The sequence below is a fragment of the Ulvibacter sp. MAR_2010_11 genome (genome assembly GCF_002813135.1).
In the GTDB taxonomy this organism is placed as follows: domain Bacteria; phylum Bacteroidota; class Bacteroidia; order Flavobacteriales; family Flavobacteriaceae; genus Altibacter.
Genome location: NZ_PHTY01000001.1, coordinates 240,655 through 265,541, shown reverse-complemented (window position 1 = coordinate 265,541; position 24,887 = coordinate 240,655). Strand labels below are relative to the sequence as shown.

26 protein-coding genes are annotated in these 24,887 nt (G+C 37.7%); all 26 read left to right on the top strand.

What is annotated here, in order from left to right; translation table 11 throughout:
- Positions 1-3 precede the first annotated feature (3 nt).
- The 26 genes from ATE92_RS01300 to ATE92_RS01175 all read left to right on the top strand — a co-directional run bounded on the left by ATE92_RS01300 (position 4) and on the right by ATE92_RS01175 (position 24,884).
- Entirely contained in the window at positions 4-1,278 is a 1,275-nt protein-coding gene (locus tag ATE92_RS01300) for a polysaccharide pyruvyl transferase family protein (protein ID WP_100801985.1), read from the top strand.
- A 6-nt stretch (positions 1,279-1,284) separates the two neighbouring features.
- Positions 1,285-2,352, top strand: coding sequence for a DegT/DnrJ/EryC1/StrS aminotransferase family protein (locus ATE92_RS01295; RefSeq protein WP_100801984.1), 1,068 nt, complete (start codon positions 1,285-1,287; stop codon positions 2,350-2,352).
- Entirely contained in the window at positions 2,349-3,053 is a 705-nt protein-coding gene (locus ATE92_RS01290) for a WbqC family protein (protein WP_100801983.1), read from the top strand. Before ATE92_RS01295 ends, ATE92_RS01290 begins: the two co-directional genes overlap by 4 nt.
- The gene (locus ATE92_RS01285; protein ID WP_100801982.1) at positions 3,040-4,002 is read left to right on the top strand and encodes a hypothetical protein; all 963 of its coding nucleotides are present in this window, start codon (positions 3,040-3,042) and stop codon (positions 4,000-4,002) included. The genes ATE92_RS01290 and ATE92_RS01285 overlap by 14 nt, the downstream gene beginning before the upstream one ends.
- Before the next feature lie 2 nt (positions 4,003-4,004).
- Positions 4,005-5,018, top strand: coding sequence for a sulfotransferase (locus tag ATE92_RS01280; RefSeq protein WP_100801981.1), 1,014 nt, complete (start codon positions 4,005-4,007; stop codon positions 5,016-5,018).
- A 19-nt stretch (positions 5,019-5,037) separates the two neighbouring features.
- Positions 5,038-6,042: a glycosyltransferase gene (locus tag ATE92_RS01275; RefSeq protein ID WP_157809523.1), complete on the top strand. Its 1,005-nt coding sequence runs from the start codon at positions 5,038-5,040 to the stop codon at positions 6,040-6,042.
- Positions 6,039-6,977 (top strand): sulfotransferase, encoded by a 939-nt coding sequence (locus tag ATE92_RS01270; protein WP_100801979.1) that lies wholly within the window; start codon positions 6,039-6,041, stop codon positions 6,975-6,977. The genes ATE92_RS01275 and ATE92_RS01270 overlap by 4 nt, the downstream gene beginning before the upstream one ends.
- Entirely contained in the window at positions 6,974-7,723 is a 750-nt protein-coding gene (locus tag ATE92_RS01265) for an FkbM family methyltransferase (RefSeq protein ID WP_100801978.1), read from the top strand. The genes ATE92_RS01270 and ATE92_RS01265 overlap by 4 nt, the downstream gene beginning before the upstream one ends.
- The gene (locus ATE92_RS01260; protein ID WP_100801977.1) at positions 7,723-8,517 is read left to right on the top strand and encodes a glycosyltransferase family 2 protein; all 795 of its coding nucleotides are present in this window, start codon (positions 7,723-7,725) and stop codon (positions 8,515-8,517) included. The genes ATE92_RS01265 and ATE92_RS01260 overlap by 1 nt, the downstream gene beginning before the upstream one ends.
- A complete protein-coding gene (locus tag ATE92_RS01255) occupies positions 8,499-9,311 on the top strand; it encodes a glycosyltransferase family 2 protein (protein WP_100801976.1) in 813 nt (270 codons plus the stop codon). The genes ATE92_RS01260 and ATE92_RS01255 overlap by 19 nt, the downstream gene beginning before the upstream one ends.
- A gap of 217 nt (positions 9,312-9,528) precedes the next feature.
- A complete protein-coding gene (locus ATE92_RS01250; RefSeq protein WP_198515584.1) occupies positions 9,529-10,113 on the top strand; it encodes a class I SAM-dependent methyltransferase in 585 nt (194 codons plus the stop codon).
- Entirely contained in the window at positions 10,110-11,180 is a 1,071-nt protein-coding gene (locus ATE92_RS01245) for a glycoside hydrolase family 99-like domain-containing protein (RefSeq protein ID WP_100801975.1), read from the top strand. Before ATE92_RS01250 ends, ATE92_RS01245 begins: the two co-directional genes overlap by 4 nt.
- A 2-nt stretch (positions 11,181-11,182) precedes the next feature.
- Positions 11,183-12,070, top strand: coding sequence for a glycosyltransferase family 2 protein (locus tag ATE92_RS01240; RefSeq protein ID WP_100801974.1), 888 nt, complete (start codon positions 11,183-11,185; stop codon positions 12,068-12,070).
- Positions 12,071-12,159: 89 nt separating this feature from the next.
- Entirely contained in the window at positions 12,160-13,071 is a 912-nt protein-coding gene (locus ATE92_RS01235) for a nucleotide-diphospho-sugar transferase (protein ID WP_100801973.1), read from the top strand.
- Between the two features lie 245 nt (positions 13,072-13,316).
- Positions 13,317-14,138, top strand: coding sequence for a glycosyltransferase family 2 protein (locus ATE92_RS01230; protein ID WP_100801972.1), 822 nt, complete (start codon positions 13,317-13,319; stop codon positions 14,136-14,138).
- Positions 14,138-14,893 carry a glycosyltransferase gene (locus ATE92_RS01225; RefSeq protein ID WP_100801971.1) on the top strand — a complete coding sequence of 252 codons (756 nt, stop codon included), beginning with the start codon at positions 14,138-14,140 and terminating at the stop codon, positions 14,891-14,893. The genes ATE92_RS01230 and ATE92_RS01225 overlap by 1 nt, the downstream gene beginning before the upstream one ends.
- Positions 14,890-16,128 carry a glycosyltransferase gene (locus ATE92_RS01220; protein ID WP_100801970.1) on the top strand — a complete coding sequence of 413 codons (1,239 nt, stop codon included), beginning with the start codon at positions 14,890-14,892 and terminating at the stop codon, positions 16,126-16,128. The genes ATE92_RS01225 and ATE92_RS01220 overlap by 4 nt, the downstream gene beginning before the upstream one ends.
- Positions 16,129-16,148: 20 nt before the next feature.
- Complete coding sequence (gene gmd / locus ATE92_RS01215) at positions 16,149-17,261, top strand: GDP-mannose 4,6-dehydratase (protein ID WP_100801969.1); 1,113 nt, start codon at positions 16,149-16,151, stop codon at positions 17,259-17,261.
- A gap of 4 nt (positions 17,262-17,265) precedes the next feature.
- Entirely contained in the window at positions 17,266-18,348 is a 1,083-nt protein-coding gene (locus ATE92_RS01210; RefSeq protein WP_100801968.1) for a GDP-L-fucose synthase, read from the top strand.
- 1 nt (position 18,349) lies between these two features.
- Positions 18,350-19,144 (top strand): glycosyltransferase family 2 protein, encoded by a 795-nt coding sequence (locus ATE92_RS01205; protein ID WP_100801967.1) that lies wholly within the window; start codon positions 18,350-18,352, stop codon positions 19,142-19,144.
- Entirely contained in the window at positions 19,126-20,007 is an 882-nt protein-coding gene (locus ATE92_RS01200) for a glycosyltransferase family 2 protein (RefSeq protein WP_100801966.1), read from the top strand. The genes ATE92_RS01205 and ATE92_RS01200 overlap by 19 nt, the downstream gene beginning before the upstream one ends.
- On the top strand, positions 19,998-21,017 hold the full coding sequence (locus ATE92_RS01195) for a glycosyltransferase (RefSeq protein WP_100801965.1): 1,020 nt from the start codon (positions 19,998-20,000) through the stop codon (positions 21,015-21,017). The genes ATE92_RS01200 and ATE92_RS01195 overlap by 10 nt, the downstream gene beginning before the upstream one ends.
- Before the next feature lie 8 nt (positions 21,018-21,025).
- Positions 21,026-21,925 (top strand): sulfotransferase, encoded by a 900-nt coding sequence (locus ATE92_RS01190; protein ID WP_100801964.1) that lies wholly within the window; start codon positions 21,026-21,028, stop codon positions 21,923-21,925.
- Positions 21,926-22,028: 103 nt separating this feature from the next.
- Positions 22,029-23,024: an N-acetylneuraminate synthase family protein gene (locus tag ATE92_RS01185; protein WP_232729092.1), complete on the top strand. Its 996-nt coding sequence runs from the start codon at positions 22,029-22,031 to the stop codon at positions 23,022-23,024.
- 1 nt (position 23,025) lies between these two features.
- A complete protein-coding gene (neuC, locus tag ATE92_RS01180) occupies positions 23,026-24,186 on the top strand; it encodes a UDP-N-acetylglucosamine 2-epimerase (protein WP_100801963.1) in 1,161 nt (386 codons plus the stop codon).
- Positions 24,186-24,884, top strand: coding sequence for a cytidylyltransferase domain-containing protein (locus ATE92_RS01175; RefSeq protein WP_100801962.1), 699 nt, complete (start codon positions 24,186-24,188; stop codon positions 24,882-24,884). Before neuC ends, ATE92_RS01175 begins: the two co-directional genes overlap by 1 nt.
- The last annotated feature ends 3 nt before the right edge of the window (positions 24,885-24,887 follow it).

Genomic DNA, 24,887 nt, shown 5'->3' with positions numbered 1-24,887 from the left:
ACTATGAAAAAAAGAACAATGGTCATTGGCCTAGGTCCTGATTATAATTACGATATTAACAATCATGAGGTATGGAGTAACAACAATACCAAATATGCCAGTAACCATGGTGCTAGCTTTATTTCCAGAACTTTAATAGATTATTTTAATGCCGATTTTATTGATAATTTTTCAGATATAAATAATTATCGAGAAAAATATGATCTATGTGTTATCGCATTCGCGACACATATCACAGAAAGAAGAGATGTATCCAGATATGCTGATTTTATAAAAGCATTACGGATAAAAACGGTAGCTTTTTCCCTTGGAATTCAGGATTATTCAGCATCATCATATGCAGTAAGTACTATTCACCCATCATTGAGAGAGTTACTCGACTATGTAATAGCCTCTTCGGGGCAAATAGGTGTGCGAGGTCCTCATACCGCTTCTGTTTTAATTAAGGCAGGCTATAGACCTGAAAACATTATCAGATTTGGTTGTCCCACAATATTCAGCCCCTTAAATAGAAATTTAAAAATTCAGAAGAAAGAAGATTTTAAAAAACCCATGATTGTGTTTCACCGTACCATGGCGGAGTTAAACAAAGAGCTGCTAGGAGGAGCACCATTATTGGGTCAGGATTTTTTGGATGAATTAGTATTTAGGGAAGATGTAAATGAGGATCATAACCTAAAAAAAATAGAGTTAAAAAAATACGAAGCTCATAAAAATGGCGCTTACACCCTTAGGAAGATAAAAGAAAACGGAATTTTTGTTAGGGAATATAACGATTGGCTTGAAGAAATTAAAAAAAGTGATTTTGTTTTGGGAGCAAGGTTGCACGGTTGCCTAGCAGCGATAAGTTTAGGCATCCCTGCTGTAATGATTGCCAGAGATATACGTGTACAAGAAATTGCAGAATTTTATAAGATACCCTGTATCAAATACGAAAATGTGGGTAATTTAACCATAAAGGAAATTTATAAAGACGCTGATTTTACGGCATTTAATGAATTATATCCTCACCGATATGACAACTTCTTAAAATTAATGGATGATTTGCAAATTGTTGATCATCTTTCGTTTAATGCTGATGTGCCGGAAAACTACTGGTTTTCAAAAGCAGACGTAAATGCAGATGTACACATCATTTATGATGAGCTAAATGACCTTTCACAAAGAATTAATCAAATAGATTCCAAGCTTGAGAAAACCAATAAAAAGGTGAGTAAATTAATCACTTTAATTAAAAAATTACCGGGTCTAAATGTTATAAAAGGATTGCTCAAATAACCTAATATGTTAAACGTAACCAAAACCTTTTTACCGCCTCAGGAAGAATATAACGCTATTCTTAAACGAGCATGGGATAAAGGTTGGATTACCAACCGCGGTACTTTAGTAAAGGAATTAGAGGAGAAACTAAAGGAACACTTAGGAGTTATTAATTTGTTAGCAACCACAAATGGCACCTTACCACTGCAAATTGCCATAAAGGCATTGGGATTAACCGGGGAGATCATAACCACTCCTTTTAGTTATGTTGCCACTACAAGTAGTATTGTTTGGGAGGGTTGTACACCCGTATTTGTAGATATTCACCCGGAATATCTTACCATCGATGAAAAGAAAATCGAAACCGCCATCACCTCACAAACAAGCGCTATTATGGCAACACACGTATTTGGGAATCCTTGTGCTGTCGAAGCGATAGAAGTTATTGCTAAAAAACATAATCTAAAAGTTATTTATGATGCCGCACATTGCTTTGGAGTCACCTATAAAGGCAAGAGTATTTTTGAGTATGGAGATGTGAGCACCTGTAGCTTTCATGCTACCAAGTTGTTTCATACAGGCGAAGGTGGTGCCTTATTTACTAAGGATAAGGAGTTGTTTGATACACTTTTTTACCTCCATAATTTTGGGCATATGGGGAAGGAAAATTTTCAAGGTATTGGCATTAATGCCAAAATGAGTGAGCTTCAGGCTGCCATGGGATTAGCTGTTTTACCATACGTTGAACGTATTAAAAAAAATAGAGAAAGAGTCGCTGCAATATATTCAGAAGAGTTGGAGTCACTGCAACAATTAAAAGTGCGTAAAGAGGCCATATGGAATTTTGCCTACTTTCCTGTCATTTTTCCAACTGAAAAAACACTGTTGCAAGTTCGAGAGAATTTAAACAAATCCAATATTTATCCCAGACGCTATTTTTATCCATGCTTGACTAACTTGCCTTATATTCAAAATGCAGACAGTCCTATTTCACAGGATATATCGAAACGGATTCTTTGCTTACCCATATATGATGATATTTCGACAACCGAGGTTTTACAAATTTGCAACATCATAAAACGATCGAAATGAAAATAGCAATAATGCAACCTTACTTTTTGCCGTATTTGGGCTATTTTCAGTTACTAAATGCAGTTAAAAAATTTGTTGTTTATGACAATATTCAATATTCCAAAAAAGGCTGGATAAACCGAAACAGAATTTTGAGTAACGGTGTGGATAGTATGTTTACCATACCACTGGAAAAAAGCTCCGATTATCTTGATGTTAATCAACGAAGTATAAGTGAACAGTTCATAAAAGTTGAGAGAGATAAAATTTTGAGGCGTATTCGCAATGAGTATAAAAATGCGCCCTCTTTTGAAAGTGTAATGCCTTTAGTGGAGCGGGTCTTTAACTATCCTGAATTGAACTTATTTGAATATATTTATTATTCAATTAAAGAAATTTCAAATTATTTGGAAATTACAACGCAATTGCAGATTTCGTCAAAAATTAATATTGACCATAATCTAAAATCACAAAAGAAGGTTCTTGAAATATGCAAAGCATTGCATGCCCAGGAATATATAAACCCGATAGGTGGTTTAGAGCTTTACAGTAAAAAGGAGTTTTTGGATTCAGGCATAAAGCTGATGTTTATGAAAACCAATTCAATTTCGTACCAACAGTTTAACAATGAATTCCTTCCAAATCTGTCCATTATAGATGTTTTAATGTTTAATTCGAAAGAAGAAATTCAAAAAATGCTACAAGAATATGAACTCATCTAAAGATAATTCCATAGGAGGTTTTTTTGAACTTGAATTAGACCAAGGAAACCATTACCATCAAAATGCAGTTCATCTAAATCTAGGCAGAAACTGTTTAGAATATATTATTCGAAGTACAAATTATAAAACTATTTACGTCCCGCAATATACTTGCAGTGCCTTGTTTGACATCTTGGACCATTTAGATATAAAAGTGAAACGCTATCCACTAAAAGATAATTTGGAAGTTGATTTGAACTTCAGTATGATTAATGGAGACGCTCTTTTTATGTATACCAATTACTTTGGTTTAAAAGACAATTACATCCTTTCTATCTCAAAACGAATAAAAAATTTGATAATAGATAATTGTCAGGCATTTTTTTCAAAACCTTTATCAAAAGTAGATAGCTTTTATTCCCCCAGAAAATTTTTTGGTGTTTCGGATGGAGCCTATTTGGTAACAGAAAAAGTGTATCAGTGTATGCTGGAGACAGATGTTTCTTCAGGCAGGCTTAGACACTTAACCGGGAGAATCGAACAGGGCCCGCAAACTGCCTTTGATGATTTTCAACTCCATGAATTATCACTTGAAAAGGAAGGGTTAAAAAAAATGTCAAACTTAACAAGTACAATACTTCAATCTATAAATTATGAAAAGGCGGGGGACAAAAGAAATATTAATTATAGACTTCTTCATAAAAAATTAGGAGCTTCCAATATGGTTAAATTAGACTTCGATCTAAGCTTAAAGCCTATGGTGTACCCTTTTATGTCGGAAAAAGAAGATTTGAGATCTAAATTAATTCGAAATAAAGTTTTTGTCGCCACATACTGGCCAAATATCTTAGAAGAGTGTGCAATTGACTCCATAGAATTTAATTTTGCTAAAAACATCATACCTTTACCGGTAGACCAACGTTATGGGGAAAAGGAGATGGAATTTATCGCGACATTAATTCTAGAATAATTATGACTGAAATGTATGATAATTCTGAACGTACCGATTTTTTTAAAAAGGATGCTAGTTTAGAATCTGCATTATCGGATCTGAATAATCTAATCGACGGTATAGAATGTCCTATTAAAAGTGATGAGGATCAAAGCCCAATTGTTCTAATTATGGGGTGTGCCAGGTCCGGCTCCACACTTTTACTGCAATGGCTCGCTGCTTCCGGCTTATTTTCGTATCCTTCAAATTTAATAGCCAGATTTTACAAGAATCCTTATTTGGGTATCCGCACCCAGCAGGCTCTTTTAGAGTTTGACACGTTAAATCAGTTGGGATTTAAAGAAACCAAACTTGACTTTTCTTCATCTTTAGGAAAAACTAATGGAGCATTGGGTCCGAGCGAATATTGGTATTTTTGGAGAACATTCTTTGAATTTGAGGATGATGTCCAGATAATTCCAAAGGAACGGTTGGCCGCCATAGACGGTACTACTTTAATAAAAAAGCTCATGGCATTTGAACAGCTCACGGGCAAACCCTTAGTATTAAAGGGCATGTTGTTAAATTGGCACATACCGTATTTATATAGTTTAAACCGGAATTTTTTATTTGTGAATGTAAGCAGAGACCCCTATTTAAACGCCCAGTCACTATTAATTGCCAGAGATAAGTTTTTTGGAGATAGAAGTAAATGGTATTCATTTAAACCGGCAGAATACAAAGAGCTCAAAGATAAAAGTCCTCTTACACAAGTCGCGGGTCAGGTAATATATACCAGAAAGGCCATTGCTGAAGGGCTTTCCAAATTACCGGAGGAAAATGTTATAAATGTTGAATATGCAGACTTTTGTACAAATCCAAAAGCGTTTTTGGATGTTTTGGCACATAAATTTAATAAGTTGGGAGGTAACATTGAATGCCAAAAGGTGAATCAAAATGTATTAAAATCGTTTGAAGAAAGAAGAGATAGTAAACTTTCTCATTCTGAGGCAAAATTTTTAAGAGAAGAACTTCTAAGGTTATCAAATTATTGATTTTCTAAAACAAAAAGGATTGAAACCTATCGTATCTGTATGTGTACAAACATACAATCATGCTCCATACATCAAAGAATGCTTGAACAGCATTTTGATGCAAGAAACGACCTTTCCATTCGAAATAGTCTTGGGGGAAGATGACAGCAGTGACGGTACGCGCGAGATTTGTAAAGCATATGCAGAAAATTATCCAGACAAAATAAAGTTGTTTCTCCGTAGCCGTAAAGATGTAATCTATATCAATGGAAATGCCACCGGACGTTTTAATATGGTTGAAAACCTTAAGGCTTCTACTGGTGATTATATCGCGTTATGCGAAGGGGATGATTACTGGAAGGATTCACTAAAACTTCAGAAACAAGTAGAGTTCTTAGAAGCCAATCCACAGTTGATTCTCTGCCACCATTGGCAAAAGTTGACGATTCAAGTAGAAGCTACTTTTAAAGAGATAGAGGCCCCAAAAGAAGGATACGGCTATTTTCCATATGAAACGGACGTCCAATCTATTTTCGAAAATAAGATGCGCGTTAAATCACGTACTTTAATGTTTAGAAATATAATTGACCCCAACGAAATTTTACGCAATTTTCCTAAGGCCGCATTCGGGGATGTACCTTTAAGTTTCGTACTTGGTAAATACGGAAGATTTGGATTTATAGATGAAGAGATGGCTGTGTATCGTCAAACAAATAAGGGAGCGTCAACAGCAGGTTTAAAATTACTGGGTATTAAAACTTTTAGAATTCAACATTATAAAAACTGGATTCAAATTTGGGATTATGCAGACAAATTTTACCATTTTAAGTATCATAAAGAAGCAACGGAAACCGTTTTCGAGTTTTATAAAATCATCTTAGTGAACTGTCCAAGTACATTCAGTTCATTTATTAAAGTATTATATTACAATATGGTTGAACGGAAATTGCCCTTTCACCGTAAGTTAGTTATTACAAAAAGGATTATTTATTATTACGGAAAGAAGTTTAAGGATAAACTTAAAAGAAAATTGAAAACTTTATGAGGGAAGAAAAATTAATATTTATTATCTCCCAACCACGCGCAGGCTCCACTTTTTTGCAGCGTTTATTATCGAATAATGAGCTGGTAAACACAGCAAGTGAGCCTTGGATTTTACTGCATTGTGCCACTATTTTAAAACCGGAATTACTCAATGCAACCTATAGTAGCACACTTACAGACTGGGCATTTAATGAGTATAAAAAGAGATTTGTAAATTTCGATTTTCAAAAAGTTGAAAAGGAGTATATACTCTCCTTATACCAGCCATTAGCTCAAGAGTATACCTATATAATTGATAAAACCCCAAGGTATTGGGAATTAATTAATGAAATTCCAATACTGTTTCCCAAGGCTAAAATTATTGTTCTCAAGCGTAATCCGGATGCTGTATTAACTTCCATGATTAGAACCTGGCAGTTGCAAAGCGTAAAAGACCTTAGTCGCTTTCAAAGAGACTTATTAATAGCTCCAAGAGAGATTCAAGGCTTTCTAGATAAAAACAGTAAGAACGAGAATGTACTTGAGGTTAGATATGAAGATTTAAAACAGAATACAGCCGATCAAACCGAAGCCATATACAATTGGCTTGCTCTTCCGTTTAATCAAGGAGTACTCGATGTAGAAAAAAACGATAAAACGAAGGGAGTCTTCGGAGATCCATACCAAAATAGTAATGACACCTACAAAAAAATGTCTTCAATAAATTCAGAAATGAATCTTTCAACAAAACAGAATAAATTTGTAAAAGCGTATCTTAACTTTCTTGGTAAGCCTTTTTTGAGCAGATATGGCTATACTTGCAAAGGAGATAAAAAAGTTGGAATTTCCTTTGCTTTTGAATATTTTAAAACTTTGCGCCATAAAGATCACCATTGGAAAAATGAGAAAGTTAATCCCATAAAAAGTAGATTCTTGGAATTATTTGATAGGATATGAAAAAGCTAGTAAAAAGAATAGCAAGACAAGCGGGATATAAAATTTCAAGAATTGACACAAAATCTCCTGTAAAACAATCAGTTGAAAAGTCTAATCCATTTTCTACTCAAGAAGCGTTGTACCGTTGCCAAAAGAGAAATTTAAAAATAAAGACTGTTATCGACGTGGGTGCTTCAGATGGTCGTTGGTCTGGAAACTGTATGCGCTTCTTTCCCGATGCTCATTATTTTTTGGTAGAAGCGCAAAACGGACATCTAGAAGGACTAAAACATTTTGAATCCTCTAATGAAAATGTATCTTTTGTTTTGGCTGCAGCAGGTAAAGAAAATGGCACCATATACTTTAACAATTCAGAACTTTTTGGAGGGATTGCTTCCGAAACTCCTTTTGAAAAAAATTCAATTGAAGTACCTGTAATCTCATTGGATGTCGAAATAGAAAAAAGAGACTTACAACCGCCTTTTCTTTTAAAACTTGACACCCATGGTTTTGAAGTTCCTATTTTGGAAGGAGCCAAAAAAGTAATCTCTCACGCTAATTTAATTATTATTGAAGCGTATAATTTTAATATAGAATCAAATAGCCTTTGCTTTTGGGAGCTGTGTGAGTATATGGGAGACCTAGGCTTTCGTCCTTTGGAAGTAGTCGATTTAATGGCAAGGGAATATGACCAAGCATTCTGGCAAATGGATATCTTTTTTATTAAAAAAGATGATCCAATGTTTAATTATATCCAATACCGTTAATGCAAGAGAACTTTCCAAAGATATCGGTAGTAACGCCCAATTACAATCAAGGTGAATATATTGAGGAAACCATAAAGTCTGTATTTACTCAATCCTATCCCAATCTAGAGTACATTATCATTGATGGAGGTAGTACCGATCAATCTATATCCATTATTAAAAATTATGAGGCCGAGCTTCACTATTGGGAAAGTGAAAATGATCAAGGGATGTATCATGCTATTAATAAAGGATTTTCAATGGCTACGGGAGATATTATGTGTTGGATTAATAGTGACGATGTATTATGGGAAGGAGCTTTGTTCTACGTCGCAAAAGTTTTTTTAAAACACCCGAAGGTTTGCTGGCTTCAAGGATATCCTTCAGTAATTGATGAAGAAGGGAAACTGCTTTTTCAACGAAAACCGGTTGCAACAAAGGACCATTTTTATAGTTTACGATTTATCAAAGATTTTTCTTTTATTCAACAAGAATCTACTTTTTGGAGGAAATCACTTTGGGAAAAAGCTGGAGGACAATTAGATACAAACTTTGGTTTAGCAGCAGACTTTGAACTTTGGTTGCGATTTTTTAAATATGAATCTTTGTATTGTTCTAAAAAGCAGCTCGCAGCATTTAGAAAAAGAAAAGGTCAAAAATCGGGAGACGGAAAAAAATATCTAGAAGAAGCAAACCTTGCCGTAAACCAACATCTGAAAAAAATGACTCCAGTGGAAAAGATTAGATTAAAGGGGTCAAAATTTATTAATAAAACAGGCGAGTCAGGAACCGTTAAATGGATAGAAAGTTTATGATATCATTCTCCATCATAATACCAACTTTTAATTCTGAATCAACCCTAGAAATGTCTCTAGCAAGTATTGCCAATCAAACCTTTAAAGATATTGAGGTTTTGATTATGGACGGTGCTTCCACTGATGGAACTGCAAAGACAGCTTCGTCATTTAAAAAAACTATTCCCATGCTATCAATCTATAGTGAAATAGACGAAGGTATCTACGACGCTATGAACAAAGGCATTGGTAAATCGAGTGGGGAATGGTTGTATTTTATGGGTAGTGATGATCGTTTGCATGGTGTTGATATTCTTCAAAAACTCTACGAAATACTTTCTCAAACAACTACCCATGTTGTGTATGGAAATGTAGAAATAGCAGGTGATACAGGTTGGGCAAAAGATGGAACCTTATATGACGGTTCCTTCGACCTGCCAAAATTACTCAATAGAAATATTTGCCATCAGGCAATTTTATATAGATCCAGTTTTATAAAAGACAAAATTGGTTATTTCAACACACGTTACAATGTATTATCCGATTGGGATTTTAATCTTAGATGTTGGGCTAAATCACCATTTCATTACGTAGATTTAACCATTGCTTATTTTGCTGCTGGAGGTGCTTCTACACATGGGATAGACGAAGAGTTCTCTAAAGATAGGATTGATAATATTTTAAGATATTTTAAGATTGGGCTTTTCAATAAGTTGGTAAATACAACAAATTTTGAATGTTTTTATGATGTCAAAAAGAAACAACGTATTCATGCGCCGTTTCAGTATTATTTAAGAAATGTGTTAAATAAGTAACAAGAAAATTATATTAATTTTGAAAAATCTTCTAAAGAAATTTGTAAGAAAAAAAGTAAAATCACTTTATGAGAATCGTATTGGTTCTTACTTTTTCAAGCAAAAAGGTCACTGTCCCTGTTGTGAACAGGATGTGTTGTTTATTTCTAGGCATCAATGGTTGAGGGATTTTTTTATTTGCAACAATTGCGGTTCCATTCCAAGAGAGAGAGCGTTAATGCTCACAATTAAGAATGAATATCCGCAATGGAAACAATTAAAGATACACGAATCTTCCCCGGGGAATAGCGGCCATAGCAGGCTTCTTAAAAAAGAAAGTCTGTCGTATCTTGAAACACAATTTTTCTATGGCAAAGAAGCGGGTGCAATAATAAACAGCATACGGAACGAAGATTTGGAGCAACAAACGTTTAAAGACGAAAGTTTCGACCTTGTTATAACCTCAGATGTAATGGAGCATATATATGACCCTGAGAAAGCCTTTAAAGAGATCCACAGAACACTCAAAACCGGTGGGGCACATATTTTTTCGGTGCCATTAATTAACAGATTCAAGCCTACACAGCGTTGGGCAACCAAAGGGGAAAACGGAGAACCTATTTTCCTTTTTGACCCCGAATGGCACGGTAACCCTATTGACAAGAAGGGTTCCCCTGTGACCATGCATTGGGGATATGACATAATTGATTTTATACACAGACATACAGGGGCAGAATGTGAAATAGTGTATTACGACGATTTAGATTATGGAATTAGAGCAGAATATAGAGAAATTATTGTTGCCAAAAAACCAAAACAATGAGTAAGCGAAGAGCCATAGCCTTTGTGTTGCCACAATTTCATCCTATACCGGAGAATGACCAGTGGTGGGGAAAAGGATTTACAGAATGGACCAATGTTACCAAGGCACGTCCTTTGTTCGAAGGCCACTACCAACCACAATTACCCGCCGATTTGGGATTCTACGATCTACGCTTACCGGAAGCAAGAGAAGCGCAAGCAAGCTTAGCAAAAGAGCACAATATTTTTGGATTTTGTTATTATCACTATTGGTTTAATGGAAAAAGGTTGCTACATAAACCGCTCGACGATATGTTACATTTGGGTACTCCAAATATGCCATTTATGTACTGTTGGGCAAACGAGAATTGGACAAGAAGATGGGATGGACAAGAAAATGATATTTTAATTGAACAAACATACTCCAAAGAGGACGATAAAGAACATATAATATGGCTATGTGAACAGGTGTTCAATGATAAAAGATATATCACAGTGAATGGTGCACCGGTCTTTATGATATATCGCCACAATCTGTTTCCGGACATAAGAGAGACTATTGCCTTATGGCGTACCATAGCAGTTGAAGAATATGGTTTTCCAGATCTTTACCTATGTATGACAGAAAGTTTTAACACCCAGGACGATCCTACTGCCTTTGGGTTTGATGCCTCCGTAGAGTTTTCTGCACACGCGATACTAGGACATGAGTGTACCCCTAAGCGGAAGAGATTATTCTTAAAAAGGCCAAAAAATAATTTAGTGTTCAAGGATTTTAAAAAAGGAGTAAAGGTCTCAATTTCAAGAGCACAACCAGAATATAAATTCTTTAGATCTGTAACACCCGCTTGGGACAATACGGCAAGAAAAGGGGTTAATGGCGTGGTAGCCTTAGGAAGCAGCCCCGAGCTATATAAAAAATGGCTTAAGGAAGCAGTCTCAAAATCTACAGTTTATAGTGCCGATGAGAACTTTATTTTTATTAATGCAATGAATGAATGGGCAGAAGGAAATCACTTAGAACCATGCATAAAATATGGACTATCGTATTTAGAGGCTACCAAGAATATTTTAGATAATTATAAGTAAAGATGGTTTCAATTATAGTCCCAAATTATAATCATGAGCCGTATCTAAGGAAGCGTTTGGATTCTATTTTTAGTCAAACCTACGGAGATTTCGAAGTGATTCTATTGGACGACTGTTCGACAGATAACAGCGTGTCCATCTTGCAAGAATATGCAGAAAGACCTCAGGTGTCTCACTTCATCATCAATAAAGAGAACTCAGGAGGTCCCTTTAAACAATGGAAAAAGGGAATAGAGTTATCAAAGAGTGATTATATATGGATTGCAGAGAGTGATGATTATAGTGACACATCATTTCTTGAAAGATTGATTCCATTTTTTAAAAAGGGAATAGGTATCGTGTTTTCAGGCTTGACTATTGTTGAACAGAACAACAGTAAAGATTATGTAGCGCTCGAAGAAGGCTTTCATAAAGGCACACATCTTCTTAGTGCAGAAATGATAACTGGTAATTTGTTTATTAATGCGAACTGTGTTTTATTTAATAAGAAGTACATAAGTAAGAGTCAATTAACCAAAATATGTGATTTTAAAATTTGTGGCGATTGGTCTTTGTGGAATCATATACTTACAAAGTCAAATGTATATTTTGTAAAAGAACCTCTATCTTTCTATAGGAAGCATCAAAGCGCAACTACAGAAAATTTATACAATAATCAATTATTTTATAAAGAAGCAATAAAAGTAGCTAAAGTATGTATCAATTTCTTAGGGAACTATTACCATCATAATGCTAGAGCGATTCGTTTTTATGGTGAGCTGGTAAGGTCTTCAAAGTTATCTGAAGCGATAAAGGCAGAACTGTTGAAACTAATAAATGCTACTTTTAAGCCGAATTTCTATATCAATCTATTCCGAAGGATTGTAAGAAAACTAAAAAGTGCTCGCTAATGGATGTGTGTACTTCTAGAATATGATATATTTAATAAAAGGAAATAACATTGCAAGCACCCGTCCTTTATTTGATCTTTAATAGACCTTTGGAAACGAAGGAGAGCTTTGCCGTGCTTCGAAAGGTGCAACCCAAAAAGCTATACATAGCAGCCGATGGTCCACGTAGTCGTGTAGAGGGTGAGGAAGCGGTATGTAACGAGGTGCAACAATATGTGGTAGACCATATCGACTGGGATTGTGAGTTAAAGACGTTGTTTAGAGAGGATAATTTAGGTTGTCAAAAAGCAGTACAAGGTGCTATAGATTGGTTTTTTAATGAGGAAGAAATGGGTATTGTTCTCGAAGATGACTTAATTCCGGATATAAGTTTTTTTGATTATGCTAGTAAGCTATTAGTTAAATACCAATACAACACAAAAATATTTTCGATAAATGGCTGCAACTTGGGTTATGAGAATCGAGAGATTCCATATGGTCTAACTCGTTATTTTAATATGTGGGGGTGGGCAACTTGGAGACGATCTAATGAATTAGTTAAAAAATCCTGGTTTACCGTAGATTTAAATAAAGATTTTGCGCATGGCTCCCCTCTCTTAAATTCCTTAAAACTTGAAACGAATTGGCCACAAGAGGAATGGTTTTCCCTATGGAGAGGTCATTTTAAGAATACGCTTAACGGCAAGAAAGACACGTGGGATTATCAATGGGTTTACACTTGTTTAAAAAACGATTTATATGCTATTAGGCCCAATGTTAATTTGGTTAATAATATAGGGTTTAATGCAAACGCTACACATACAAAGAAAATGGATGGGTTAAGTTCAAACTCATTTGTGGTATCTGCTATGAATTTGGATAAAAAAAGAGATTTTACACCTGAAATAGATCCCAAATATGAAATTAAATATGTAGCAGAAAAGTGGCAAAATCTTAAAATTGATTATAGTCTCCTTTTAAAAAAGTTGCGAAAAAAATTTCTTTCTTTACGAATTCTATAATCCTGTACATCTCTTTCCAGCGTATTAAAATGCCCTAATTTTTTCTCGATACTGGTGCCGCCGGTCTTAAAATTATGGATGAATATAAACTGTCCTTCCTTAGAAATCATAAACTAATTGTTAACTACTTATTGAAAAATGACTTTTATGAAGCCGCTGTAGGCAATGACAATCAGCTATAAAAAGTTATATTTACGTACTATTTATATCAAAATCCTGCGGTCTAAAGGTACGCTTCTTTATCTATGCCAAAGTTATCTATAATAACAGTTAATTTCAATAATGCGGAAGGATTAAATCGAACCATCCAAAGCGTCGCGGAACAAGATTTCTCCGATCTGGAATATATTGTGGTTGATGGAAACTCTTCCGACGACAGTGTTGCGATTATCAAAAAACACGAATCTGTCGTATCACAATGGATTAGCGAACCCGATACGGGGGTATATCACGCCATGAATAAGGGAATTGGGATGGCAACCGGCGACTACCTACTCTTTTTAAACAGCGGAGATCACTTTTATAAAGTTGGTGTTTTATCAAAAATTGAAAAATATCTTACCGCCGAAGACCTACTGCTTTTCGATATTCACGTTACAGGCCAGGGCAAGGATTTTATTAAAAAACATCCGGACAGCCTTCGGTTTTCCTATTTGTTTGAAGAGACATTTGCACATCAGGCGGTTATTATAAAACGAAGCCTGTTTGAAAGTGTGGGTTTGTATGACGAATCCTATACAATTGTATCGGACTGGAAGTTCTTTATCCATGCTGTGAAACAAGGAGCCAGTTATAAAACAATTCACGAAGTATTGACTACCTATTATCTCGACGGAATGAGCGCTACCGCCGAAGGAACTTTTAAAAGAAGAGCCGAACGAGAAACCATTCTTACAACCGAGTTTCCACAGTTCTACGAAGATTACAAAGAACGGGAGCTGCTTAAAATGAACCGGTTTAAGGCGCTGGCAGAGCTGGAAAAATCGAAGGCCGGCCGCAAAATCACGTCAGGAGTATTGAGATTGTTATTGCGAATTTTTAGAAATAAAAGCGTAAAAGACCTGTAATGATCCCAAAAACCCTACATTATTGTTGGTTCGGAAAGGGTGAAAAGCCCAAAGTGTTTACGCAATGTCTGGAAAGCTGGAAGCAATTTTGTCCCGACTTTGAAATTAAGGAATGGAACGAGGCTACTTCAAAGAAATTTGCAAATCCTTTTTATAAAAACGCACTTCGGAAAAAGCAGTATGCCTTTGCAGCCGATTGTATTAGGGTTAATGCCTTGATGGAAATGGGAGGCATCTATTTGGATACCGATATGTTGTTGGTAAAACCTATCGAACCTTTGCTTGCGTTCGCTTTTTTTACCGGCTATGAAATAGAAAATCGTCCTGCCTATGGTTTCTTTGGAGCACGTCCCGGGCATCCTTTACTGAAAGCGATGGCCGATTTTTATACCAAAGCCGAATTCGATCAATTTTCACCTCCTGTAATAACCCATACTTTTAAAAATATAGTTGTTGAGGCAAATTTGGGTAAGAACGACAAGATCTTCCCGCCCGAATATTTTTATCCGTTGCCGTATCAAAACAAGGAGGACAATTTTTCAGCATTTGTTAGCGAAAATACCTACGCCGTGCACCTTTGGGATCATTCATGGAAACCCAAAAAAGAGGAAACCCTTGGTTCTTTGTTGAGTAATTTAGCAACAGTAGTGACAGATTATGTGTGCTACGGTTATTCCTATTCCTATTTTAAACGGTATTTTAGAGAATTTGCAAGAAAATTGTATCATCGTATTTTTAAAAAGAACCCAACTTGAAAGTCTTACAAATCACATCCTCTTCCAAAGGCGGTGCAGGCATTGCCGCCCTACGCTTGCATAAGGCACTCAGGGAACAGGGGATTGCATCGGCTTTCCTTTCAAAAGATCTTACAATTAATTTTCAAGGAGAAGAAGTGGAGGACGCTTTTTTTGCCTATAAGCGACCTACTTTTGGCCAAAAACTGCTTAGAAAAATACAAGGCCGTATTGCACCTACACCTTTTCAAAAGACAGCTTCAGTTTGGAATAGCATAAAGGGCAATGCTATTTTTGAAAATGTGTCATTGCCGCATAGTGTGTATCAATTGCAGGACCACCCACTACTAAAAGAGGCCGATGTATTGAATTTACACTGGATTTCGGGAATCGTGGATTATGCCGACTTCTTTTCAGCAATACAAAAACCAATTGTCTGGACACTGCACGATATGAATCCGTTTTCAGGCTTATTTCATTATAAAAGTGATGGATCGAACAATGAAACCACTATTTCAGCCTTTGACCAAAGAATACAAGAATACAAACGAAAATATTTACGGAAAATACAAAAAGGGGCAATAATTTCACCATCCCAATGGTTGCTGGAGGAGGCAACTCAAAGTGGTTTTTTTGATCACTTTTCTATAAAAAAATGCATCCCTAATGCCATCGATTTGCAAACCTTTTCGGTGCAGGATGCTTCTCAACTTAGGAGTAAACACAGTATCCCGGCCGATGCCTTTGTAGTGCTTTTTATTTCCCATTCGCTGGAGATTGAACGCAAGGGATTCCGGTTACTTCTGGAGGCTTTGACTTTTTTGTCTCATCTCCCCATAACAATCCTTACTGTTGGGAAAGACGAGCTGAAAAGCCCAGTCACTGGCATAAAAATTATATCTTTAGGGAAAATTAGTTCCCCACGGGAAATGGCTTCCTCTTACGCAATGGCAGACGTTTTTGTACTGCCCAGCAAAGAAGACAATTTGCCCAACGTGATGTTGGAATCTTTCGCCGGCGGCACTCCGGTGATAAGCTTTGGAATTGGTGGGATGAAAGAACACGTAAAGAAAGGCACAACCGGTATTTTGGCCGAAACAATTTCGGGAGAAGCTTTGGCAAAGGCGATTCAGCAGTATTATAACTCACGAAAAGAATACCGTTCAGAAACAATTCGAGAATATGCCGAAGCACATTTCAGTTTTAAGAAGCAAGCAATAGCATACCACGAAGTATACAAAAAGCTGTTATCATAATATAAACTAGTAAAAGCATAATGAAAGTAGCATTTATCACAGGAGTAACAGGACAGGACGGAGCTTATTTAAGTGAGTTTTTATTGAAAAAGGGATACATCGTTCACGGACTAAAAAGAAGATCCTCTTTGTTTAATACAGACCGGATTGATCATTTATATCAGGATCCGCATATTTCAAGTCGGAATTTTGTCTTGCACTACGGAGATATGACCGACAGCACTAATTTAATTCGCTTGATCAACGAAATTCAGCCGGACGAAATCTACAATCTCGCTGCCATGAGTCATGTACATGTTTCGTTTCAAATTCCGGAATACACGGCAAACGCCGACGGAATTGGCTCTTTACGAATTTTGGAAGCCGTTCGTTTTTTAGGCTTGGAAAAAAAGACGAAAATATATCAGGCCTCCACATCTGAACTCTACGGAAAAGTACAGGAAGTACCTCAAACCGAAACTACCCCCTTTTATCCGCGGAGCCCGTACGGAGTTGCCAAACTTTATGCCTATTGGGCTACGGTGAATTATCGTGAGGCCTATAATATGTTTGCCTGTAACGGAATTTTGTTCAATCACGAATCTCCCATTCGAGGAGAAACCTTTGTGACCCGAAAAATCACCAGAGCTGCCTCCCGAATTGCCTTGGGTTTGCAGGACACCTTGTATATTGGTAATTTGGACGCAAAACGAGACTGGGGACACGCCAAGGATTATGTGCGTATGATGTGGATGATCTTACAGGCCGATGAACCCGAAGATTGGGTGATCGCCACCGGGAAGACTACCTCGGTTCGCGATTTTATTTCCATGGCGTTCGCTCAAGTAGGAATAAGCCTTGAGTTTAAAGGGAAGGGAGATGATGAAAAAGGATATGTAAAAGCATGTAGTGATGCCCGTTTCCAAATAGAAATAGGGAAAGAGATTATAAGAGTGGATGCCAACTATTTTAGACCCACCGAAGTGGATTTATTGATTGGTGATGCAAGCAAGGCTAAGAATAAATTGGGCTGGGAGCCTAAATACAGTCTGCAGGAATTGGTGGTCGAAATGATGGCCCATGATGTAAAACTGATGCAAAAAGATCAGTATTTACAGCAAGGCGGATTTACAACCCATAACTATTTCGAGTAAGGAGATGAACAAGGATGCTAAAATTTATGTGGCAGGTCATAGAGGCTTGGTAGGAAGTGCAATTCTAAGGGGTTTGCAAAAGGAAGGCTATACAAATTTGTTGACACAAACCCACAAGGATCTCGATTTAACCAATTGTGAAGCTGTGGCATCTTTTTTTGCTTCCGAAAAGCCATTATATGTTTTTTTGGCTGCTGCCAAAGTAGGAGGAATTGCGGCCAATAATACGTATCGCGCCGATTTTATCTATGAAAACCTGATGATCCAGAACAATGTAATTCATCAAAGTTATATGCACGGGGTGACAAAACTCCTTTTTTTGGGGAGCACCTGCATTTATCCTAAAAATGCGCCGCAGCCATTGCGAGAAGATTATTTGCTGACTGATGTGTTGGAATACACCAACGAACCCTACGCCATTGCCAAGATCGCCGGAATTAAGATGTGCGAGAGCTACAATTTGCAATACGGAACTAATTTTATATCGGCCATGCCCACCAATTTGTATGGGCCCAATGATAACTTCGATTTGGAAAAGGCACATGTGTTGCCGGCTTTGCTTCGGAAAATACATTTGGGAAAGGCATGGGAAGAAGAGAATTGGGAGGCCATCAGGAAGGATTTGAATCGGTTGCCAATTAAAGGAGTAGACGGAAATGCTCCGGCGGATGATATTGAAAGAACCTTGAATAGCTTCGGAATTTCAAAAAATAAAGAGTCGGTTGTAGTTGAAATATGGGGTACCGGTACTCCCATGCGAGAATTTTTATGGGTGGAAGATATGGCCGAAGCCTGTTTGTTTATGATGCAACACGCTAATTTTAGTGATTGCATTTCAGATCAAAAAGAAGTACGCAATACCCATGTAAATATTGGAACGGGAAGCGACAGTAGTATAGCCGATCTCGCCACTTTGCTGAAGAAAACTATTGGATTCAAAGGAAAATTTGAGTTTAACGCTAATAAACCCGACGGCACCATGCGAAAAGTAACCGATGTTTCCAAGATCAACGCCATGGGCTGGAAGGCAAAAGTTACATTGGAAGACGGAGTGGCGAAGATGTATAAATGGTATCTAAATCAATAGCATGATTGTTCCTTTTCTCTCCATAATCACAGTGAATTTCAATAACGCCGAAGGGCTGGAGAGGACCATTACTTCGGTGGTTTCACAAAGCTTTACCGATTATGAATACTTAATTATCGATGGGGGTTCTACCGACAATAGTATAGCGGTTGTAGAAAATTTTAAGAAGGAAATCACGCATTGGGTAAGCGAACGAGATACGGGAGTTTTCAATGCCATGAACAAAGGAATTGCCGCTTCAAAGGGGCAATATCTACTTTTTTTAAACGGCGGGGATGTTTTCACTTCCAAAAATGTGTTGAAGCGTTTTATTGAACACCCAAAATTTGGTGGCGATATCATTTACGGAGATTACCAATTTGAAAACGGTGAAAAACGATATCCCGATGTGTTACCTCCCGACTATTTTATGCGAACTTCCCTTCCGCATCAAAGCACTTTGTTTAAAAGAACAGTATTTGAAACCATGGGGCACTACGACGAAAAATACAAAATAGGTGCCGACAGAGCGTTTTATATTAAATGTCAGGTAGCGGGGAATATAGAATTTAGGCATGTTCCCGTGGCTTTGTCCCTCTTCGATCTGTCGGGAATGAGTAACGATGATCAATTTTCGAAGGAGAAAGAGGCAGAAGATATGTTGTTGCAAAAAGAAGGATACGGCGAAAAATACGAATTGTATAAGGCAAACATAGAAGTCGAACGTCGATTAAAAGTTGCAGAGAGAAATTCGTTTTCGGGAATATTAAAACGAATTGGTAAAAGAATTGAAAGCTTATGGAAACACCCCTCGTAAGTGTCATAATACCAACCTACAATCGGCCTGCGTATTTAAAAGAGGCTTTGGATAGTGTGGTCGATCAAACCTTTACTAATTTTGAAATACTGGTTGTGGATGATGGCTCAAATGTGAATTATGCTGAAGACATTTGCAAAAACTACCTGAAATGTACCTATTTGTACAAACCCAATGGGGGTTTATCTTCCGCAAGAAATTTTGGTGTTCGCAATGCAAAAGGGAGTTTGATTGCGTTTCTGGATGATGACGATTTTTGGAGAACTGATAAACTGGAAAAGCAAGTAAAAGTTCTTCAGCAAAATAAAGCCGTAAATCTGGTTCATGCCGCCGCTGCTGTAGTTGATATTAAAAGCAACCCAACCGGTAAAATTATAGGGGCCTCAAAAGAAAAGGCGACTAATAGGTCGGGTAAAGTATTTTGGAATGCACTTGGGACCTGGGTCGTAAAATCACCCACGCCCTTAATTCGGAAGGAAGTGTTTACCCCGGACTTGTATTTTGATGAATCGCTAAAAGTAGGGGAAGATGTTGATTTTTATCAGCGACTTTTCTACAGACACAAAATTGAATATATAGACGAACCCTTGGCTTTCTATAGAGATTTTGGCGCCGATAACCGACTGTCAACACAACGGAAAAAATACATAGGGATTGAACAGAAGATGATTGATAATTTTAAAAAGATGGGAATTTACAATCCTCTTGTGTTGTACAAAATTCGTGTTCGCCTATTAAAACAGGCCATTCGCAACTGGAATTTGGCGTATCCAGATAATTCAATCAAAATAAATACCTTTAACCTATATCTACGACCCGGTTATTATTTGAAACATTGTTTTAAACCCGATTTATGCGAATAGGCTTAAACCCTCAAAAGAATAAAAAGGACGAATCGACGGAGTTTTACCATCAGGTGGTGGTTCCCGTCTATATTCCCAATGAAGAGGGTTATTTTGAGCACGGGTTCACTATTTTGAAACACTGTCTTGAATCGCTGTTTCGAACATGTCATCCTAAATCGTTTCTTACCATAGTGAACAATGGAAGTCATCCCGGAGTTGAAGCATATCTGGAGATGCTTTACAAGGATGGGAAAATTCATGAATTAATTCATACAGGTAATATTGGAAAGATAAACGCTGTTTTTAAAGGTATTTCGGGGCATGCCTTCCCACTTGTCACGGTTACCGATGCGGACGTCCTGTTTTTAAATGGTTGGCAAAAAGCAACCTATGAAGTTTTTAATGAATTTCCCAAAACAGGCTTCGTTTCTCCCACTCCGTTGCCAAAATTGCTGAAATACCATACTTACGATACTATTGTTTCAAACTTATTTTCAAAGAAGCTTCAGTTTACAAATCCTATAAATCCTGAGGCATTGCAAGCTTTTGCCACAAGTATTGGTAATAAAGAATTCTATAAACAAGCCCATCTCAACAAAATTCTCACATTAAAAGGCAAATCTGTCACCGCTGCCGTTGGGGGTGGACATTTTGTTGCCACGTTCCGACAGGAAGTTTTTGCCAACCTAAGAGAACGATATTCTCCGTATAAGCTGGGTGGAGAGAGTGTACGAGTATTTTTAGATCAACCGGTGGCAAATAAAGGCTATTGGCGACTTTCAACCGAAACAAACTTTGCCTTTCATATGGGCAATGTAGCAGAACCCTGGATGCAGGAACGTTTGGCAAATGTCATTGCTGAAAACGATATTCAGGTTGAAATGCCAAATTTGAAGAAGATGGCAACACCGGGACCTGCACATCTATTTAAGAGACTCCTTTTTGAAAAATTCCTTGTTAGAGGGCCAATCTGGAGGCGATTTTTACGCTACAAAGGATTGACGAAAACTGAAGCCAACGAATATTAACCTTGCGAATGAAGCACACCCCTATCTTAATTACAGGTTCTCATCGTTCTGGCTCTACCTGGATTGGAAGGGTAATCGAAAGTTCAAAAAGGGTAAGATATGTGCACGAACCTTTCAATATTCAAAACAAAAGAGGCTTTTCTCCTTTGCAATTTTGGTTCGAGTATATTTCAGAAAAAAGCGATTTAAATCATAAAAAGCAAGTTTTTAACTATCTGCAAGCCTTTTATGCGGTTTCACCAAAATATTTTTTTCTAAATCTTCTGAAAGTTAAAGCTCCAGGAGACGGTTATCGTCTTTTAAAAGACACCTACAAACGAGCAATTGGCCGAACCTTGTTAAAGGATCCCATTGCACTATTATCTGCCGAGTGGATTTACCGGCAAACCCAATGCGATGTTATTATCTCCATACGCCATCCGGCCGCCTTTGTGGCAAGTATCAAAGTAAAGGACTGGGACTTCAATTTCAATCATTTTTTGGAGCAGCCTGCCTTGATGGAAGATTATTTGGAAACCTTTTCTGCCGAAATTAAAGAATATGCAATGCACACACATGATATTGTCGATCAGGCCATTCTTTTGTGGAATATATTGTATTCGGTTGTTTCAAAGTACAAAGAAAAATATGGCGAGAGGTGGTATTTTGTGCGTCACGAAGATCTTTCAGAAAACCCTATCCTTGAGTTTGAAAAAGTTTTCCACTACCTGCAACTGGATTTTACTACAGCGGTTAAGGACAAGATTTTAGATACTACAACCAGGCTGGTTTCTACCGAGCACAAACGCGATTCAAAATCAAATAAATTTACATGGAAGCAACGCTTGACACTTTTAGAAATAAGTAAGGTTAAAGAGAAAACATTCCCGCTTTGGCAACGGTTTTATTCCGAAGCCGATTGGGGTTAAAATTGTGGACATGTTGTTTATAATAAATTGGTCCTATCCCTTATTTGACTGATAGTTCTTCCATTTTAAATGTTAACTTTGAGAATATTAATACATTTCTATTTTGACAACAATTGCTGAAATTGGCCAGGCCCACGATGGAAGTTTAGGGATGCTGCATGCGTATATAGACGCGGTGGCTAAAACCGGAGCCAACGCCATCAAATTTCAAACCCATATTGCCGAAGCCGAAAGCAGTATCCATGAACCTTTCAGGGTGCATTTTTCCAAACAGGATGCCACGCGTTTCGATTATTGGAAACGAATGGAATTTACACCTTTACAATGGATTGAAATTGGAAAACACTGCAAGGAAGCAGGACTCACCTTTGTAAGCAGCCCTTTCAGTAATGCCGCAGTAGATGTATTGGAAGCAGCAGCTGTTGAAATTTATAAAATAGGCAGTGGAGAAGTGAGTAATTTTTTGTTGCTGAAAAAGGTTGTCGATACCGGAAAACCCCTTATTATTTCCAGCGGAATGAGTTCGTTTGAAGAATTGGATAGCACCGTCTCTTTTCTGAAAAAACACAATGCTCAATTTTCAATTCTGCAATGCACCACAAGTTATCCAACACAACCGAAAGATTTTGGATTGAACGTGATAGCTCAGTTGAAGGAGCGTTACAATGTTCCTGTTGGATTTTCAGACCACTCAGGAGAAGTAGCTTCCGGCATAGCCGCCGTGGCCTTAGGTGCCGAAATTTTGGAGTTTCATGTGGTGTTCGATAAAGCACAATTTGGTCCCGATGTTTCATCTTCTCTTACGATGGCACAAACTTCCGAATTGGTTAATGGTGCAAATGCGGTTTTTGAAGCGCTACAACATCCAATCGATAAAAATGATATAACTCGCTTTACTGAGTTGAAAAATATATTTGAGAAATCCCTAGCAGTAAACAAAGCATTGCCAAAAGGACATAAACTCAGCTTCGAAGACCTGGAAGCGAAAAAGCCCAAAGGCTTCGGACTCGATGCTTCAAAATTTGAATCGGTTATCGGGAAAAAGCTTTCTAAAGACCTTGGGCAGTGGGATTTTTTAACTGAAGAAGACATAAGCTAGTATGACACAAAAACGCAAAATATGCGCTGTAATCACTGCCCGCCCATCCTATAGCAGGGTGAAAACTGCCTTACAAGCCATCAAAGAACATCCTAATCTGGAACTGCAATTGGTAGTAGCAGGATCTGCCTTGCTGGATCGCTATGGCAACGCCGTAAATTTTATTGAAAAGGACGGATTTACCATCAACGACAAGGTGTTTATGGTGCTGGAAGGCGAAAATAAAACCGCCATGGCCAAAACTACCGGTCTGGGAGTGATGGAACTTGCCAACGTATTTTATAACCTGCAACCCGATGCGGTGTTAACCATAGCCGATCGCTTCGAAACCATTGCAACCTCTATAGCGGCAGCCTATCAAAACATTCCATTGATTCATTTACAAGGGGGTGAGGTCACCGGAAACATAGACGAAAAAGTGCGTCACGCCAATACCAAACTGGCCGATATCCATTTTGTCACTTCCGAAGATGCCAAACAACGCGTGGAACGCATGGGTGAAGATGCAGCTTTTGTGTTTAATACCGGCTGCCCGTCCATCGACATTGCAGCACAGGTACTTGCGGCACCGCAATTGGATTTCGATCCCATTGAAAAATACGGGGGTGTAGGAGGACCGGTTTCCGCAAAAGAACCCTACCTGGTTGTGATGCAGCATCCGGTAACTACCGAGTATCACGAAGCCAAGCAGGATGTTTTAAAAACGTTAAGAGCCATCGATGCGTTGAAAATACCCACCTTTTGGTTTTGGCCCAATGTAGATGCCGGAGCAGACGGCACCTCGAATGGAATTCGTTCCTATCGTGAAAAATACAATCCGCAACACATTCATTTCTTTAAGAATATGGAACCCTTCGATTTCCTTAAATTACTTGCAAACAGTTCATGTTTGGTGGGAAACAGCAGTGTAGGAATTCGTGAATGCTCCTTTTTAGGTGTTCCTGTGGTGAATATAGGGACACGCCAGAACAGAAGATTACGTGGTGCCAACGTCACAGATGTGAATTACGAAGAAGCAGAAATAAAACAAGCAGTTCAGGATCAAATAGCGAAACCTAAAAACACAAAAAGCACCATCTACGGAAAGGGAGATAGTGGAAAACGAATCGCAGATATACTGGCAACGGTCGAACTGCGCTATCATAAAACCATCAGCTACTGATGAAAATTTTAGGTCTCATACCGGCAAGAGGCGGCAGCAAAGGCATACCCGATAAGAATAAAAAACTCTTGGGCGGAAAACCGTTGTTGCAATACACCATGGAGGCAGCACTGGCGTCCAAACATTTAGATAAGGTGGTGTTTTCTTCCGAAGATGCAGCGTTAATCGATTTGGCAAAATCTATGGGAGTGGAAGTCCCTTTTGTGCGTCCCGCACACTTGTCAGGAGACACCTCAGGTTCCCTCGAAGTGGTACAACACGCACTCAATTTTTTTCTTGATACTGGGGAAAGCTTCGATGCGGTGTGTTTGCTTCAGGTAACGACGCCTTTTAGAACTGCTTCAGATATAGATTCAGCCATAGAGAAATTTATTTCAGAAAGAAATGACGCCCTAATTTCAGTACAAAAAGTACCCCATCAATACAATCCGCATTGGGTATTTACGCTTTCAGAAAAGGGTGATTTACAACTTGCTTCAGGTGATATTGAAATCATTAAAAGAAGACAAGATTTACCCGAAGCATTTATCCGTGACGGGGCAATTTATATTACGAAGACTGATGTTTTACTAAAAGAACATTCCTTTTTTGGGCAAAGTCTGTCGTATTTTGAAACAAACGCAGCTCGTCATGTAAATATCGATACCCCGGAAGATTGGGAACGCGCTGAGCAACTCTGTAAAAAGCTGTATTTTTAAGAA